The sequence below is a fragment of the Mesorhizobium sp. ESP-6-4 genome, from assembly GCF_020164735.1.
In the GTDB taxonomy this organism is placed as follows: Bacteria; Pseudomonadota; Alphaproteobacteria; order Rhizobiales; family Rhizobiaceae; genus Mesorhizobium.
Genome location: NZ_JAIUGS010000002.1, coordinates 184050 through 200124 on the forward strand (window position 1 = coordinate 184050; position 16075 = coordinate 200124).

At 64.6% G+C, this 16075-nt stretch carries 12 protein-coding genes; 9 read left to right on the forward strand and 3 right to left on the reverse strand.

Going from position 1 to position 16075, the window contains the following annotated elements:
• The first annotated feature begins 3 nt into the window (after positions 1-3).
• From LB523_RS04660 to LB523_RS04675, 4 genes are all read left to right on the forward strand, one after another.
• On the forward strand, positions 4-1095 hold the full coding sequence (locus LB523_RS04660) for a methionine ABC transporter ATP-binding protein (RefSeq protein WP_224601131.1): 1092 nt from the start codon (positions 4-6) through the stop codon (positions 1093-1095).
• Positions 1076-1729: a methionine ABC transporter permease gene (locus LB523_RS04665; protein ID WP_224601132.1), complete on the forward strand. Its 654-nt coding sequence runs from the start codon at positions 1076-1078 to the stop codon at positions 1727-1729. The genes LB523_RS04660 and LB523_RS04665 overlap by 20 nt, the downstream gene beginning before the upstream one ends.
• A 281-nt stretch (positions 1730-2010) precedes the next feature.
• The gene (locus tag LB523_RS04670) at positions 2011-3030 is read left to right on the forward strand and encodes an isopenicillin N synthase family dioxygenase (protein WP_224601133.1); all 1020 of its coding nucleotides are present in this window, start codon (positions 2011-2013) and stop codon (positions 3028-3030) included.
• A 465-nt stretch (positions 3031-3495) separates the two neighbouring features.
• Positions 3496-3849: a hypothetical protein gene (locus tag LB523_RS04675; protein WP_224601135.1), complete on the forward strand. Its 354-nt coding sequence runs from the start codon at positions 3496-3498 to the stop codon at positions 3847-3849.
• A 509-nt stretch (positions 3850-4358) separates the two neighbouring features.
• Here the strand turns inward: LB523_RS04675 and LB523_RS04680 are convergent.
• Positions 4359-5261 carry a LysR family transcriptional regulator gene (locus LB523_RS04680; protein ID WP_224601137.1) on the reverse strand — a complete coding sequence of 301 codons (903 nt, stop codon included), beginning with the start codon at positions 5259-5261 and terminating at the stop codon, positions 4359-4361.
• Positions 5262-5363: 102 nt separating this feature from the next.
• On the opposite strand from LB523_RS04680, the gene LB523_RS04685 reads away from it, so the two are divergent.
• Both LB523_RS04685 and LB523_RS04690 read left to right on the forward strand, forming a co-directional pair.
• Positions 5364-6350 (forward strand): zinc-dependent alcohol dehydrogenase family protein, encoded by a 987-nt coding sequence (locus LB523_RS04685; protein ID WP_224601139.1) that lies wholly within the window; start codon positions 5364-5366, stop codon positions 6348-6350.
• Between the two features lie 99 nt (positions 6351-6449).
• Positions 6450-7409: a dihydrodipicolinate synthase family protein gene (locus tag LB523_RS04690; protein WP_224601141.1), complete on the forward strand. Its 960-nt coding sequence runs from the start codon at positions 6450-6452 to the stop codon at positions 7407-7409.
• 73 nt (positions 7410-7482) lie between these two features.
• Here LB523_RS04690 and LB523_RS04695 read toward each other — a convergent pair whose 3' ends face one another.
• Positions 7483-8379: an AraC family transcriptional regulator gene (locus LB523_RS04695; RefSeq protein ID WP_224601143.1), complete on the reverse strand. Its 897-nt coding sequence runs from the start codon at positions 8377-8379 to the stop codon at positions 7483-7485.
• A gap of 149 nt (positions 8380-8528) precedes the next feature.
• Here LB523_RS04695 and LB523_RS04700 point away from each other — a divergent pair, with 149 nt between their 5' ends.
• Positions 8529-9254 (forward strand): SDR family oxidoreductase, encoded by a 726-nt coding sequence (locus tag LB523_RS04700; protein ID WP_224601145.1) that lies wholly within the window; start codon positions 8529-8531, stop codon positions 9252-9254.
• A gap of 64 nt (positions 9255-9318) precedes the next feature.
• On the opposite strand, the gene LB523_RS04705 is transcribed toward LB523_RS04700, so the two are convergent.
• Positions 9319-12723 (reverse strand): acyl-[ACP]--phospholipid O-acyltransferase, encoded by a 3405-nt coding sequence (locus LB523_RS04705; protein WP_224601147.1) that lies wholly within the window; start codon positions 12721-12723, stop codon positions 9319-9321.
• 537 nt (positions 12724-13260) lie between these two features.
• Between LB523_RS04705 and LB523_RS04710 the strand changes: the two genes are divergently transcribed.
• Positions 13261-14631, forward strand: a complete 1371-nt coding sequence (locus tag LB523_RS04710; protein ID WP_224601781.1) for an SWIM zinc finger family protein — start codon at positions 13261-13263, stop codon at positions 14629-14631.
• Positions 14628-16067 carry a DUF5691 domain-containing protein gene (locus LB523_RS04715; protein WP_224601149.1) on the forward strand — a complete coding sequence of 480 codons (1440 nt, stop codon included), beginning with the start codon at positions 14628-14630 and terminating at the stop codon, positions 16065-16067. The genes LB523_RS04710 and LB523_RS04715 overlap by 4 nt, the downstream gene beginning before the upstream one ends.
• Positions 16068-16075 lie beyond the last annotated feature (8 nt).

Sequence of the window (16075 nt, forward strand, 5' to 3'; positions counted from 1 at the left end):
GAAATGAACCAGCATGTCACGGCCGAACGGGCCGATCCGATCCACATCCAGCCGACCAGGCGGGAAGACGTTGTCCGCCTCGTCGGCCTGAAGCACCGCTTCGGCGCGACGCCGGCGCTCGACGGCGTCTCGCTCACGGTGCGCAAGGGCGAAATCCTCGGCATCATCGGCCGCAGCGGTGCCGGCAAGTCGACATTGATCCGCTGCCTGAACGGCCTGGAGCGGCCGGATTCCGGCGAGGTCTTCATCGAGGGCCGCGAGATTAGTCGTCTGGGCGAGCGTGAACTGCAGCCGCTGCGCCGCCGCATCGGCATGGTTTTCCAGCACTTCAACCTTCTGTCGGCCAAGACCGTCGAGGAGAATGTCGCGCTGCCGCTCAAGATCGAGGGCCGCCCGCGCGCCGAGCGCATGGCGCGCGCGGCGGAGCTGCTGCAAGTGGTCGGCCTCTCGGAGAAGGCGAAGGCCTATCCGACCTCGCTGTCGGGCGGGCAGAAACAGCGCGTCGGCATCGCCAGGGCGCTCGCCGCGCGGCCGGCGCTGCTCTTGTCGGACGAGGCGACCTCGGCGCTCGATCCGGAGACGACGCGCTCGATCCTGGCGCTGCTCAAGGACATCAATTCCAGGCTCGGTCTCACAATCCTGCTCATCACCCACGAGATGGAGGTGATCCGTTCCATCGCCGACCGCGTGGCGGTGATCGATGCCGGCCGGATCGTCGAGGAAGGGGCCGTCTGGCAGGTCTTCGCCAATCCGGAATCGGAGATCACCCGCAGCCTGCTCGGCAGCATCCGGCCGCAATTGCCGCCCGAGATCGCCGGCCGGCTGGCTCCGGGCGAAGGCGCGGAAACGATTCTCCGGATCGATGTCGCCGGCGAGACCGCGCGCGGTGCTTTGCTTTCCGATCTTGCCGCAGCGGTGCCAGGCCAATTCCGCCTGGTGCAGGGCGGCGTCGATCATGTCCAAGGTCAGCCTGTCGGCACGCTGTTCCTGGCCGTTGCCGGCGCTGAAGCCGCGCATCTTGCGCGGGTGACGACATTCCTGAAGGACCGCGGCGCGCGGGTGGAGGTGCTTGGCCATGTCGCCGGTCCTGTTTGAACTCCTGCTTCGCTCGATCTGGGAAACGGTGCTGATGACCGGCGCGTCCGGTATCATATCGCTCGTCTTCGGCCTGCCGCTCGGCCTTGCCTTGGTCGCCACCGATCGCGGCGGCATCGCCGAGAACCTTTGGGTCAACCGTACTCTCGGCGCCGTCATCAACGGCTTCCGGTCGGTTCCTTTCATCATTTTGCTGGTGGCGCTGATCCCGGTGACGCGGCTGATCGTCGGCACCTCGATCGGCACCTGGGCGGCGATCGTGCCGCTGTCGATCGCCGCCACGCCCTACTACGCCCGCATCGCCGAAGTTTCGCTGCGCGAGGTCGACCACGGCCTGATCGAGGCGGTGCGCGCCATGGGCGGCAATCGCTGGACGATCATCCGCGAGGTGCTGGTGCCGGAGGCGCTGCCGGGCATCGTCGCCGGCTTTACCGTGACGCTGGTGACGCTGGTCGGCGCCTCGGCCATGGCCGGCGCCATCGGTGCCGGCGGTCTCGGCGACCTGGCCATCCGCTACGGCTACCAACGCTTCGAGACCAGCGTCATGGTCGCCGTGGTCGTCGTTCTCATCGTGCTGGTCTGCGGCATCCAGTGGATCGGCGACCGGCTCGTCGCGCGGCTGGATCATCGCTGACCAGGGGCGCCGGCGCGAACGCAATTTGCCGCAAAGACGGGAATTGAGCGCCGGCTTGCTCCGTTTGCAACGAGATTGGGCGATGCGTTTCTTCACCCGTGATGATGCTGATGTCATCGTGCCAAGGGGTCGCTAGTCTAGAGCAATTCCAGGAAAAGTGCGTAGCGGTTTTCCGTTCGGAATTGCGCCAAAACTAAAGAGAGCAATTCCGTAAAAGTGCGCAGCAGTTTTCCGTCCGGGATTGCGAAAAACAAAGAGTTACCGCCAAGAGGAGCCTGTCCATGGCCAGAATAATCCCGGTGCTCGATCTCGATCGCCTGGAGCAGGGCGCATCGGAACTGCGGACATTTCTGTTCGATCTGCGTACCGCCGCGCGCGATGTCGGCTTCTTCTATCTGAGCGGCCACGGCATCACCCAGCCGGAGATCGATGCAGTGCTGGGCGCCGCGCGCCGCTTCTTCGCCTTGCCGGAGGCCGACAAGCTCGACATCGAAATGGTCAAGTCGCCGCAGTTTCGCGGCTATACGCGCGCCGGCGGCGAGCTGACCAAAGGCAAGGCCGACTGGCGCGAGCAGCTCGACATCGGCGTCGAGCGCACGACGATTGCGCAAGGGCCGGGCGTGCCGGCCTGGACGCGGCTGCAGGGCCCGAACCAGTGGCCGGCCGCGCTCCCCGATCTCAAGCCCGCGCTGCTTGCCTGGCAGGCCAAGGCGACCGATGTGGCGATCCGGCTGCTGAAAGCCTTCGCGCTGTCGCTCGACCAGCCGGAGGACGCTTTCGATCCGATCTATCGCGATGAGCCGAACCATCGCATGAAGATCGTGCGCTATCCCGGCCGCAATGCCACCGGCGACGACCAAGGCGTCGGCGCGCATAAGGATGGCGGCTTCCTCACCCTTCTGCTGCAGGACGAGAACAAGGGCCTGCAGGTCGAATATGACGGCAGCTGGGTCGATGTCGACCCGATCCCGCGAACACTCGTCGTCAACATCGGCGAGCTGCTTGAACTCGCCTCGAATGGCTATCTCAGGGCAACCGTGCATCGCGTCGTCACGCCGCCGGCCGGCGTGGAACGGATTTCGGTGCCGTTCTTCTTCAGCGCCCGGCTTGACGCCACCATCCCGCTGCTCGATCTGCCCGAGGAACTGGCGGCCGAAGCGCGCGGCCCGGCCAGTGATCCCGACAATCCGCTCTTCCGCAACGTCGGAACCAATGTGCTGAAAAGCCGCCTGCGGTCGCATCCCGACGTGGCGCGGCGTCACTATGCCGATCTTCTGGAAAAAGCAGCGGCCATCGGCTGACGATTTCGTTGGATTTGAGCGAGATTTTTTCGCGTTTCCCGTCTTTTTTGGAATTCCGTTCGTGGAAAATATGCCGCTTCAGGCCCACATAGGAACCATCGCTCGGTGTTTTCCTCCCATTGCGCCGGGCGATGTTCCCCTCTGAAGGTTATGACCTTCATACTTTGGCCGGGCCGCTTTCGCGCCCGGCCTTTTTCTTATCTGCGTCGGGAATCCGCCGATCAGACCGGCGAAGCGCTCGGCCTGCATTTGGATGTCGATCCCTTCATCGGCTCCGGTCCCGGTCGGCCGCCGCCGGCTCGAATATTTCGCGCTCGAGCCTCAAGCGCGTTTTCCTCGCTATTCCATCCTGACATGAATGCGCGAACCGTTGTGTTACGGTGTTGATGATGTTCACGGCATCCGCTCGGGGCTGCCGTGAAGTGAAGAGGAGAGTTCGCCACGTCCAGGATCAGCCGCCGCGCCTTGCTTTTTCATTCCGGCTGCGCGGTCGTCGCCTCGACCGTCGCAGCAAACGGTCACAGCACGAAGGCGCCGAGGCGTGACCGGCAACCATCCAATGACCTGTTCGCCCTGATTGAGGCGCACAAGGCAGCGTACGCAGCGTTCGGCAAGGCCGTCCACAAAAGGGGCAGCGATAGCCGTGACCACATCGAGGCCGGCCGAGAGGAGGAGAGGGCGCTGCTGGCCATCTGCGCCTATCGGGCGGTCAAGCAAGGCGACTGCCTGGCCAAGGCCGGATACCTTTTGGAGATCGAGGCGCGCGGCGAGCTCGACCTGCCAGAACACATGCAGGCCCTTCTGCGCTCTACGGTGTGAAAGGCATGAGACTTCCAGCATAGACCGTCGAACCCGCCGCAGTGCTGAAGGTTTCGGGGCTTACGATCATCTGTTCGCGACGAAGGTGCTGACGCGGCTCGGTGTGATGCAGCGACTGAAATCGGCGAGGAACTAGTTTCCCGAGATTTTGAAAGGTTGGCGTTTGTCTTGGTGCAAGATTTCCGTTCATTTGCGTGAAATCAGCGCAAACGCCGGAGATTCGTGAAGCCGCCCCAACTTCGTCATTCTATGGCGGAGCAAGGAGCGAAGCGACGCGCGCAGACCATGGAATCCATTCCGTGACTTGGAAGCGCCGCCTCGGTGCAGAATTTTGCTCCGTTGCATTCCCTGGCGAAGGTAACGGCATGGATTCCAGGGTCTTCGCGACGGAGCTTCGCTCCTGCTCCGCCCTGGAATGACGATCGCGATGGGCGTTTCGGCCAATCTCCAAGGCATGCCGCCTGCCAACGCAAACAGAGCCGACCGGTCAAAGTCCCTGTGCAGCGCCACTAGCTCATCATCTTCGGCAATCCCACCGCCAGCGCGTCGACGGCCAGCCGCACTTTCAGCGGCAAATGCGGCGCCTGCAGCCAAAGCGCGTGGCAGTCATAGAGATAGTCGCGTCGCTCAGGCAGCAGGCGGACCAGTGTGCCGCCCTCGATGCGTTCACGCACCAGCCAGTATGGCAGCCAGGCCAGTCCCATGCCGTCGGTTGCTGCATCGGCGATGGCGTCGAGGTCGTCGAGCCGCAGCCGGCCGGCCGGGACGATCTCGTCGACCGAGTCATCGTCGCGCGTAAACAGCCATGGCTGCAGCGCCTGGCCGAGCCGCCGGTAGACGATCGATTGATGGCTGGCGATGTCTTCGGGCTGATGCGGTCGGCCGAAGCTTTCGATGTAGGACGGCGACGCGCAGACGATCATGCGCTGGCGCGCGACGCGGCGCGCAATGATGCCGGCCCTGTCATCCAGCGTTCCGGTGCGGATCGCCAGGTCGAAACCGTCTTCGACGAGATCGGCGAAGCGATCGCTGAGCGACAGGTCCAATTCCAGCGTCGGATAACGCCGGGCAAGCGCAAGCAGAATGGGCGTGACGCAGTGGCGGCCGAAATGCGCCGGCATCGTCACGCGCAGTTTTCCGCGCGGCTCGGATAATTGATCGGCCGCCAGCGCATCGGCGGCTTGCGCTTCGGCCAGCACGATGCGGCAGCGCTCGTAATAGGCGCGCCCGAAATCGGTCAGGCTCTGCCGGCGCGTGGTGCGGTTGATAAGCCGCATGCCGAGCCGCTCTTCGAGGAAGCGGACATGCTTGCCGACCATCGGCCCCGACAGGTCGAGCGCCGCCGCGGCGGCCGCGAACGAGCCGAGATCGACAGCCTTGACGAAGACCTCCATGCTTTCGAGGCGATCCATATTCAAAACCAATCGTTTCGACTGTTCTGCCTGTGTGCCGATTTATCGGTTCTCGATACCGCTGCATAGTCCATTCCATCGGTTGGGTTTGGAGTTTCAGGCATGGCAAGGGTTGTTCGCTTTCACAGTCACGGCGGTCCCGAGGTGCTTCGCATCGAGGATATGGATGTTCCGTCGCCGGGACCCGGCGAGGTGCGGATCCGCGTCAGGGCGCTGGGCTTGAACCGCGCCGAAGCCTCGATGCGCAACGGCTCTTACATCGAGACGCCGACGCTGCCGTCGGGCCTCGGCCTCGAAGCGGCGGGGATCGTCGAGGCGGCGGGAGCCGGCGTGGAGGTCTTCGCATCGGGTGATGCGGTCAGCATCATCCCGCCGCGCTCGATGGCGCGCTGGCCGGCCTATGGCCAGCTCGTGAATTTTCCCGCCGAGCTTGTGGTGAAACATCCGCCATCGCTTTCGTTCGAGGCCGCCGCCGCGACATGGATGCAATATCTCACCGCCTATGGCGCATTGATCGACATCGCACGTCTCGGCCCTGACGAGCCTGTCGTCATCACCGCCGCGTCGAGCAGCGTCGGACTGGCCGCCATCCAGATCGCCAACAGAATTGGCGCGGTGCCGATCGCCGTCACCCGAACGTCGGCCAAGAAGATGGCGCTGCTCGATGCCGGCGCCGCGCACGTGTTGGCCTCTGCCGAGGAGGACATCGAAGCGAGCCTGAGGAAGATCGCACCGCAAGGCGTTCGCGTCGTCCTCGACGCGGTCGGCGGCCCGATCTTCACGCCGCTTACGGCCGCCATGGCGCGCGGCGGCATTCTCATCGAATATGGCGGCCTCAGCCCCGAGCCGACGCCGTTCCCGCTGTTCGATGTCCTGACGAAAACGTTGACGCTGCGCGGCTACCTCGTCCACGAGATCACCGGCGATCCCGCCCGGCTTGAAGCCGCCAAGGCCTTCATCCTCGACGGCCTCGCCACAGGCGCGCTGAAGCCGGTCATCGCCAGGACGTTTCCGTTCGAGGAGATCGCCGAGGCGCACCTTTTTCTGGAAGCAGGCGAACAGTTCGGCAAGATCGTGGTGACCGTTTGAGGCTCACTTCAGCCGGAAAGGCGACTATCCGCTTGGCAAGCGGTGCTGCGTCGGGCCAAACTGGTCCTTCCGCATGGCTGCCTCAAGGAGACTTCGAAAATGCCCGCCAATGTTTTTTCCGGCTGCATGCCGGCGCTGATGACGCCTTGCACCGATGACCGCCTTCCCGACTTCGACGCGCTGGTGCGCAAGGGACGCGAGCTGATCGCCGCCGGCATGTCGGCCGTCGTCTATTGCGGCTCCATGGGCGACTGGCCGCTGCTGACCGACGCGCAGCGCATGGAAGGCGTCGAGCGCCTGGTGAAGGCCGGCGTTCCGGTGGTCGTCGGCACAGGCGCGGTCAACACCGCCAGCGCCGTGGCGCACGCCGCCCATGCGCAAAAGGTCGGCGCGCGGGGCCTGATGGTCATCCCGCGCGTTCTGTCGCGCGGGCCGTCGGTGACGGCGCAGCGCCATCATTTCAAGGCGATCCTTGCCGCCGCGCCCGACCTGCCGGCCGTCATCTACAACAGTCCCTATTACGGCTTTGCCACGCGCGCCGACCTGTTCTTCGCGCTGCGCGCCGAGCATCCCAACCTGGTCGGCTTCAAGGAGTTCGGCGGCCCGGCGGATTTGCGCTACGCGGCGGAAAACATAACCAGCCGCGACGATGACGTTGCGCTGATGATCGGCGTCGACACCGCCGTCTTCCACGGCTTCGTCAATTGCGGCGCTTCGGGCGCCATCACCGGCATCGGCAATGTCCTGCCCAAGGAAGTGCTGCATCTCGTGGGCCTCAGCCAGGCGGCGGCGAAGGGCGATGCCGAAGCGCGCCGGCTGGCGCAGGAACTGGACGCGGCACTGGCCGTGCTGTCCTCTTTCGACGAGGGACCGGACCTCGTGCTCTATTTCAAGCACATGATGGTGCTGAAGGGTAATCCCGAATACAGGTTGCACTTCAACGAGACGGACGCGCTGAGCGACAGCCAACGCGGTTATGCCGAGCAGCAGCTCAAGCTCTTCGACACCTGGTATGCCCAGTGGTCGAGGCAGCCCGTCATGGCACAATACGCTGCCTGAGCCGATCGGTCCGGCGCAAAGTCTCCGGCGATCCAGGGCCTGTTTGACAGCTGCACCCCGTTCGGCCAAAGCCTCAATAGGCCGCGGCCGAGCCGGGTATGGCCTGAAGACGCTCGATGTCCTGACGGGGCGGGGCGCCGAACAGGCGCCGATATTCGCGGCTGAACTGGGACGGGCTGTCATAGCCGACCGCGAAACCGGCCGTGCCGGCGTTGGCCCCGTCGGCCAGCATCAGCCTTCGCGCTTCCTGCAGGCGTAGCTGTTTTTGATATTCCAGCGGAGTCATGCGCGTGATCGCCTTGAAGTGAGCATGAAGCGACGACGCGCTCATGCCTGACGCCGCGGCAATCTCGTCGATCCGCAACTGCGCCTGGAAGCCGTTCCGAATCGTAGCGATCGCGCGGCTCACCTGGTTCAGGTGGCTGTCCACGGTTCCCATTTGACGAAGCGTTGCGCCATGCGGACCGGTAAGCAGACGGTAGAGGATTTCGCGCTCTATCAGCGGGGCCAGAACATCGATGGTTTCGGGGCGATCGAGCAGCTTCACCAATCGGCTCGCGGCATCGATCAGGTCCGGGTCGCTCGGATAGACCGCAAGCACAGGCAAGTCCTTTTCGCCAGAAGCCCGCCGCTCCGTCACCAGCAGATCGGCAAGTGCCGCGACGTCGAAGTCGATCTTGCAGCATAGATATGGCGCGGCCGGACTGGCCTCGAGAACATGGCCGACCAGAGGCAGGTCGACCGAAACAAGAAGATAGCTCGATGCATCATAGACCACGCTCTGGTCTGCCAGCGAGACGCGCTTCGACCCTTGGGCGATTATGCAAAGCGAGGCTTCATAGACCGCCGGCACCGGCGCGCTGGGCCGGTCGGCACGAATGAGCGTCAGCCGGGGGATCGCGGTGCTTGAAATGCCGGGACCCCTGGCATGCCGGGCAATCAGCCCGGCCAGTTCGGTGATTTTTTCCATGCCGCATAAATCTGCATGACGCGGAATGTTGCAAGGCTTGTCCGCCTCGTTTGGAGGATTGTGCAAACTCTTTGGATGATCACGCTACCGGTCTTCGCCTGTGCGGCGCCATTTTCCATCCCGTCACCGCAAGCCAAAAAGGAACGATCATGACGGGACTGAAAGACAAGGTTGTACTCATCACCGGGGCATCGAGCGGCATCGGCGAAGCGACGGTGCGAGAGCTTGCCGCGGCCGGCGCCAGACTGTTCATCGGAGCCCGACGCGCCGAGCGTCTGAAGGCGCTGGCCGAGGAAATCGGCGAACGCGTCGCCTGGCGCGAGCTCGACGTAACGGATGCCGAGAGCTTCGAGGCTTTCGCCGATGCCGCTCATGCCCAATTCGGGCGGATCGATGCGCTGGTCAACAATGCCGGCGTCATGCCGCTATCGCCGCTTGCCGCGCTGAAGCGCGATGAGTGGGCGCGCATGATAAACGTCAACATCTTTGGCGTGCTGAACGGGATCGCTTCGGTGCTGCCGCGCTTCGTCGCGCAGAAAAACGGGCACGTCGTCAACGTGGCGTCCGTCGGCGCGCATCTCGTGCTGCCCACCGCGGCGGTCTATTGTGGGACGAAATATGCGGTGTGGGCGATCACCGAAGGCCTGCGGCAGGAGCACGACGACATCCGCGCCACGATCATCTCGCCCGGGGTGACAGCGACCGAGTTGGGCGACGACATCAGCGACCCGCAGGTGGCAGCGGCTTTGAAAGAGTGGCGGCAAAAGTCACTGAAGCCGGACGCCATTGCCCGCGCGATCCGCTTCGCGCTCGAACAGCCCGACGGCGTCGACGTCAACGAAGTGATCGTGCGCCCGACCGCCGCCAACATGTGAGTGAACGGCAGGGACTGGCAATGAACAGGCCGGAGCTTGTTGCCGGCCTGTTCGCACGCGCGGGTCAGGCGGCCTTGACCTTCAGGTCTTCCTCGCCGCGCACCATCCTGGTCACGCCGGCGAAGTCGAGCTTGCCGGAACCGAGCACCGGCACTTTCGCCACGACGCGCACTTCGGCCGGAACCATCAGGTCCATGGCCCCGTTCGCCTTGGCGAAGGCCAGGAAGTCCGCGCGGGTCGCGTTGGGCGCTTCCGTGATCAGGATCAGCTTCTCGCCCTTGCGCGCGTCCGGCACCGCAGCGACGGCCGACAGCGAGCCTTTCCAGAGCTCGCCGGCCAGCGCCTCGACCGCGGCCAGCGAGACCATCTCGCCGCCGATCTTGGCGAAGCGCTTGGCGCGGCCGCGGATCGAGATGAAGCCCGCATCGTCGACGGTGACGACATCGCCGGTGTCGTGCCAGCCGTTTTCCAGCGGCTCGATCACGCCAGGATTCTCGGCGCGCAGATAGCCGGCCATGACGTTGGGGCCGCGCACGAAAAGGCGCCCGCCTTCGTCGACGCCGGGCACCGGCTCGAGACGGTACTCCATGCCGGGCATGATCTTACCGACGCTGCCCGATTTGTTGTACATCGGCGTGTTGATGGCGATCACCGGCGCGGTTTCGGTCACGCCGTAGCCCTCCAGGATGCGCAGGCCGAACTTCTCCATATAGGTCGTGCGCGTGGCGGCCTTGACCGGCTCGGCGCCCGCGAAGCAGTAGCGCACCGAGCGGAAGTCGTAAGGGTGCGCCGTGCGGGCATAGCCGGAGAGGAACGTGTCGGTGCCGAAGATGATCGTCGCGTTCGACCCGTAGATCAGTTCCGGCACGATGCGGTAGTGCAGCGGCGAGGGGTAGAAATAGACCGGCACGCCGGAGATCAGCGGCAGCACCGTGCCTGCCGTCATGCCGAAGGAGTGGAAGATCGGCAGCACGTTGAACACCTTGTCGCCCGAATGGAAGTCGATGCGCGAAGCGGCTTGGGCGGCATTGGCCAGGATGTTGCGGTGGGTGAGCACCACGCCCTTCGGCGTTCCTTCCGAGCCCGAGGTGAACAGGATCGCTGCCGGATCGTCCGCCTTGCGCGCCACTCGAGGCGTCGTCTTGCGCAACAGGCCGAGCAGCTTGTCCTTGAGGCCGATCGTGGCGCGCAGATCGTCGAGCCAGACGATGTCGACCGAACGGCCGATCTCCTCGACCACCGGCCCGAGCTTTGCCTGTTCGACGAAGGCGCGGGAGGTGAGCACGGTCCGCACCTCGGCCGCCTTGCAGGCCGACAGGATGTTCGCTGCACCGGCGGTGAAGTTGATCATCGCCGGAACCTTGCCGGCCGACATCACGCCGAGAAGTGCCGCGCAGGCGCCGTTGGCATTGGGCAGCATGATGCCCAATGTCTGCTGGCCGGCGTAGAGATGCTCGAACTTCTCGCCGAGCACGGCGGCGGCCGTCAGCAGCTTGCCGTAGCTCAGCGAACCGGCGACCGGATCCTGAACGGCGAGCTCCTTCATGCCGCGCTCGTTGGCGGTCTCGATGATCTTCTCCAGCACCGTCTTGCCGATGTCCTGGGTGCGGAAGACCAGGTCCGACATCACCTGGTAGAGCGCGGAGCCGGCCGCGGCGCGACGCTGGCGGCCCTTCAGTTCCTGCGCGACTTCGAGCTTCACCGGCTCCAGTATGGTCACCTTGACCTTCGGGAACAGGCGGCGGCGCACATGCTGCGAGGTCAGTCGCGAGAAGTAGCTCTTCTCCAGCCCCTCGATGCGCACCGGCACCACCATCGAGCTGGTCTTGTCGGCCACCATGGCCGCGCCGTCATAGACCTTCATCAGGCCGCCGGTGACAGTGATGCGGCCTTCCGGGAAGATGACCAGCGGGTCGCCGCCCTGCACGATCTTGATCAGCGTGCGGGTCGACATAGGCTTCGCCGGATTGAGCGGCAAGGCCCGAGCAAGCTTCATGAACGGCTTCATCCACCAGGCCTGTGCGATCGTATAGTCGATGGCGAAGACTGGTTCCTCGTCGGTCAGGGTCAGGGCCAGCGGACCGTCGAGGAAGCTGACATGGTTGAGGGCAAGGATTGGCGCCTTGCCGGCCGCCTTGAGGTTTTCGATGCCCTCGATCTCCAGGCGCAGGAAGGCGCGGAAGAGGATAGAGACGAAGTCGCGGAAGGGGTTGGTCGGCAGATATTTCAGCATCAGCCAGGCGGCGACGGCGTTGGCCGCGACGAGACCGAACAGGATGCCCGCGATCGAGACGCCCGCAGTCTGGATGGCCGCGACGAGAATGCCGCCGACGGTCATGAAGCCCGCATTGACGATGCTGACCGCGGCCACGACGCGGGCGCGGCGCGCTTCCGGCGACCAGGCCTGCACGGCGGCGAAGGTCGGCACCACTAGGAAGGCGGCGGCAATGGCCATGCCGGCGAGGTCGATGGCGACGCGGATGGTGTTAGGCCCGGCGAAGAAGGCGGCAAGCGTCTCGGCCTTGGGCGAAGGCTGCATGCTGCCGATGGTCCAGGCAAGATGCAGGCCGAACAGCGCCAGCAGCGCCGTGCCGACCGGCGCCGGCAGCAGCACCATTCGTCCTTGCGACATCCAGGCGGCGATGGCCGAGCCGATGGCGATCGAGACGGCGAACACGGCGAGATAGGCAGTGACCGCGATCTCGTTGCCGCCGAGCGAATCCTTGATCAGCGTCGGCAGGATCGACAGCACGATGGCGCCGACGAGCCAGAACCAGGAGGTCATCAGGCCGGCACGCCAGATGCGCGTGTCGGTGCGCAAGTCGGCGACCTGCCGCCAGGTCGAGCGGAAGATGTTCTTGTCGATGGCAAGGTTGGGCGCGGCCGAACCGGTGGACGGTATATAGTGGCTGACGAGCCAGCAGCCGACGGCCAGCGCCATCATGATCGGTCCGAACACCCAAACGCCGATGCCATCGGCGGAGACGACGCCGCCGGCGATGGTGCCGCCGAGGATCGCTGCGAACGTGGCCGACTCGATCCAGGCATTGGCCTTTGGCAGTTCCTTGCGCTCGAGATGATCCGGCAGGATGCCGTATTTGATCGGCCCGAACAGTGCCGAGATGGTGCCGAACATCAACAGCGCCGTCATCAGCACCGGGATCGACGACAGCGCGATGCCGGCGATGGCGACGGCGGCCGCGGCGATCTCGGTGAACTTCAGCCGCCGCGCGATCAGCGCCTTGTCGAAGCGGTCGGCGATCTCGCCGCCAAGCGCCGACAGCAGCAGGAAGGGCGCCATGAAGACAGCGCCCGCCAGCGTCACCAGCGACGCGGCCTGGTCCTTGGCAAGCGTGAAGAGAATGAGGAACACCAGCGTGTTCTTCAGGAAATTGTCGTTGAAGGCTGAGAGGAATTGCGTCCAGAAGAGAGGGGCGAAGCGCCGCGACATCATCAGATGGGTGTTCATGGCAATTTCCATTGGGCAAGTCCGGCTGGCAATCCGATTGGACTGAGCGGACACTTGCGCGGTTTGAGCCTTGTTTATCGGGAAGCCGTTAAACTTCGTTACTGCGATTCAATCCAAACCATTTGTTTCTTGTTCTTGGCGCCTGGAATCTGTCGTCCACGATCGGCCTCCAGGCCTTCCAGGCGCTTGACTGTTTGCGGGCTTGGCTGTCGGCGAGCATCGATATGATCCTTTCGTTTCAGCGTTAAGCCGGATCGGCGCCGGTCTGTTTCAGGCCGGATACAATGCCTTGAACGCTGTTCACGAACGCACTATAGCACATCGTGAACGCCGTTCAAGAGAGAAAATGAACGATGTTCACAAATGACCTGACCGGCACTGTCAGGAGAGCAACGGAACGTTAGACAGGTTCTCAAATTTTACGGCGGCTGGAGCTACACCGGCGCGCCGCAAACGGCTATCAATCGTTGCGACGTCATTGCTTCGGGGTGGTGAGAGGCGCGCGGCTTGCAGCTGGATTTGAAGACAATCGAGGCATTGGCCCCCGATCAGGCTTCGCTTGGCGCCGCGGCCAAGCTGACCAGGCGGTCGAACTGGCCTAGGCTTCAAGCACATGAACAGCTTCCGCTCATCTGGGGCGAATGCCAGGGCTCAGGATCCAACCCGTACCGGGTCGCATTCGACACCTCCGATCACGGCTATAAATGCACGTGTCCGTCGCGAAAATTTCCGTGCAAGCACATACTAGCGTTGGCGTGGATCGGTGCCACGGCGCCCGACAGCTTCGCGCGTGTCGACCAGACGCCCGACTGGGTGAACGACTGGCTCGGCCGGCGCCGCAAGCCAGGACAGCCGCCGGCGCAAGCGCCCGCGCGCGCGGAAGGCAAAAGCATCGACGAGGCATCGCGGCCGGAAGAGACCGCTCCTGTTGAGGACGCTGCTGCCGCCGAACGCCGCGAGGCCGCGCAGCGCAAGCGGGCCGAGGACACGCGCAGCGCGGTTTCTGCGGCGCTCGATGAGCTCGACCAATGGATCGCCGATCAGCTTCGGCTCGGTCTCGCCGGCTTTGTCGGCGCCAGCAGTGAACGCTGCCGCCGCATCGCGGCGCGTCTTGTCGATCTGAAGGCGACGACGCTCGCCGGGCGCATCGACGAGTTGCCGGCGCGGCTGATGGCGCTGCGCGGCGAGGAGCGCCCGGACGCCGCGATCCGCGAGCTCGGCAAGCTGGTGCTGCTCGGCAAGGCCTGGCGTGCCGCGCCCGACGATGCCGAATTGAAGCGCCTGGTCTCGACGTCGGAGACGCGCGACCAGATCCTCGCCAACCCCGATGCCGTCCGGGTCGAGAGCGACTGGGAGGTGCTTGGCGAAAAGATCGAGACGCGGCGCGACGGCCTTGTGAGCCACGCCACCTGGTTGCTCGATCTCAGGAGTCCAACTCCACGATTTGCACTCCTGCTCGATTTCTTCCCGGCATCAGCGGGGCGGCGCTCCGGCGCTTTTGCCGCCGGGGACCGCTTCAAGGCGAGGCTGGTGTTCTACCCATCCCGCAATCCGCTCAGGGCGCTGGTCGCGGAGCGGCTGGGCGACGCGTCGCCTGGCGCATGGCCGGCGTTCGCCGGCGGCGCCGAGACCGATCCGCTCGCCGCTTATTCCGTATTCCAGGACAAAACGCCTTGGTTGTCCGATTGCCCGCTCATCCTGCCGGCCGGCGCGATCGCGCTGGACGAAAGGGACGGCGCCTGGTGGCAGGCGGCGAACGATCCGCATGGCATTGCCTTGCCTGTCGCGGGTTCGGTCAATCAAACCTTGCTCGGTCTCGATCTCGCGGCGACGGCCGCGCTCTGGAACGGCGTGAGGCTCGAGCTTCTGGCTTCGCAAAGCAGCGTGGGGAGGCTCGACCTGTCGTGAACGAGCTCGATCAGGCAGGGCTGGCGAGGCTCCGCGACGGCTGGATTTCCGGCGGCGCTGCTTTCGAATTTGCTCCCGCCGAATGGAAGGAAGTCGCAGCGGCGGCCAGCCCGGACGAGCAGGAGCGGCGGCTGCTGGCCATTGCCGCGCAGGCGCTGGATGTCGCGCTTCGCCCGGCGGCGCCGAAAACCTTGAAACGCCGTCCGCCACTGCCATTGCTGGCCTTGCCGATGCTTCCCGAACGGCTGCGGCCGTCGCTGCGTGCCGCACTGAAATATGCAGCCGATGCGCGGCTCAAGACCCGCGTGGCCACGCTCGTCGCCAGCCGAGGCTTCGTGCTGCATCCGATGGACTGGATGCCCGCTGTGACGGATCAGGAAAGCCCTGATGTCTATGCGCCCTGGATCGACTGGCAGGCAGGCGCCGAGGGCGAAAAACGGTCCGGCCGCGAGCAACTGACGGCGGAAACCTGGGACGACTTCTATCCCGCCGCGCGCCGTATTGCCTTGATTGATTTACGGCGCACCATGCCTGCCTTGGCGCGGACTCTCATCGAGACCAAAGGGGCAAGCGAACCGGCAGAGGTCAGGCTTCCACTTGTCGAACTCCTGCGTTTCGGCCTTGGTGCCGATGACGTTCCGTTTCTGAAGAGCTTGTCTGCCGATCGCTCCGGCAAAGTGCGCGAAATGGCCGGCCGGCTCCTGGCAAGGTTGGGCGAACGTGGCAATCCAACTGATGGCGGGCCGGAGAATCCGATAGCCGAGCTCGCCGCTTTCATCGAGGAAGGCAAGTCCGGCTTCATCCGGCGCCGCACCACCTATGCGCCGATAAAAATCAAGTCGCCCGCGCAACAGGCACGTCGCACCGACTTGTTCGCGTCCTGCTATTTCGGCGATCTTGTCGCCCGCTTCGGCAAGACGGAGTCCGATTTCATCGGGTCATGGCAGTTTGGCGTCGATGATAATGCCGACCTCTTTCTCGTTCGAATGGTCTCGGCGTCCGGCGGCGATGCGGCGGTGGCTTGTTTGGCGGACCTGCTCGTCGCCGCCGGCGGCAGGTTGGCGCTTCTCGTCCTCCAGCTCATGTTGCGTTTGGACGGCGGCAGGAAACGTCTCCTGATCAGGCAGATCCTGAATGACGCGCAAAATCTGGCCGCGCTCACCCTAGTCGAAGGCGCGGAAGCAGGCTGGCTGGAATGGGGCGACCTCACAAGCGGCAAGACGCTTTCGGCGCTGCGTGCCGCCGTCTCGGGTGACAACGACATCATGAAACGAAGCGCCGAGCAGTATCTCGAAACCATGGGCTTTCTCGCCACGGCGGCGACGGCGGAAAAATTGATCGGCGAGGTCGTTGCCGCAGGCTTGCCGCCCGCATCGCCATCGCTCGGTCTGCTGCGGCTCAACGCGGCGCTTGCCCAGAACCAATCCCACAGATGATCAAACTG

Excerpts from the sequence above, each read along its gene's own strand:
- LB523_RS04680 (WP_224601137.1), bottom strand. The coding sequence starts at position 5,261 with ATGGATCGCCTCGAAAGCATGGAGGTCTTCGTCAAGGCTGTCGATCTC.
- LB523_RS04685 (WP_224601139.1), top strand. The coding sequence starts at position 5,364 with ATGGCAAGGGTTGTTCGCTTTCACAGTCACGGCGGTCCCGAGGTGCTT.
- LB523_RS04705 (WP_224601147.1), bottom strand. The coding sequence starts at position 12,723 with ATGAACACCCATCTGATGATGTCGCGGCGCTTCGCCCCTCTCTTCTGG.
- LB523_RS04665 (WP_224601132.1), top strand. The coding sequence starts at position 1,076 with ATGTCGCCGGTCCTGTTTGAACTCCTGCTTCGCTCGATCTGGGAAACG.
- LB523_RS04660 (WP_224601131.1), top strand. The coding sequence starts at position 4 with ATGAACCAGCATGTCACGGCCGAACGGGCCGATCCGATCCACATCCAG.
- LB523_RS04690 (WP_224601141.1), top strand. The coding sequence starts at position 6,450 with ATGCCCGCCAATGTTTTTTCCGGCTGCATGCCGGCGCTGATGACGCCT.
- LB523_RS04695 (WP_224601143.1), bottom strand. The coding sequence starts at position 8,379 with ATGGAAAAAATCACCGAACTGGCCGGGCTGATTGCCCGGCATGCCAGG.
- LB523_RS04700 (WP_224601145.1), top strand. The coding sequence starts at position 8,529 with ATGACGGGACTGAAAGACAAGGTTGTACTCATCACCGGGGCATCGAGC.
- LB523_RS04670 (WP_224601133.1), top strand. The coding sequence starts at position 2,011 with ATGGCCAGAATAATCCCGGTGCTCGATCTCGATCGCCTGGAGCAGGGC.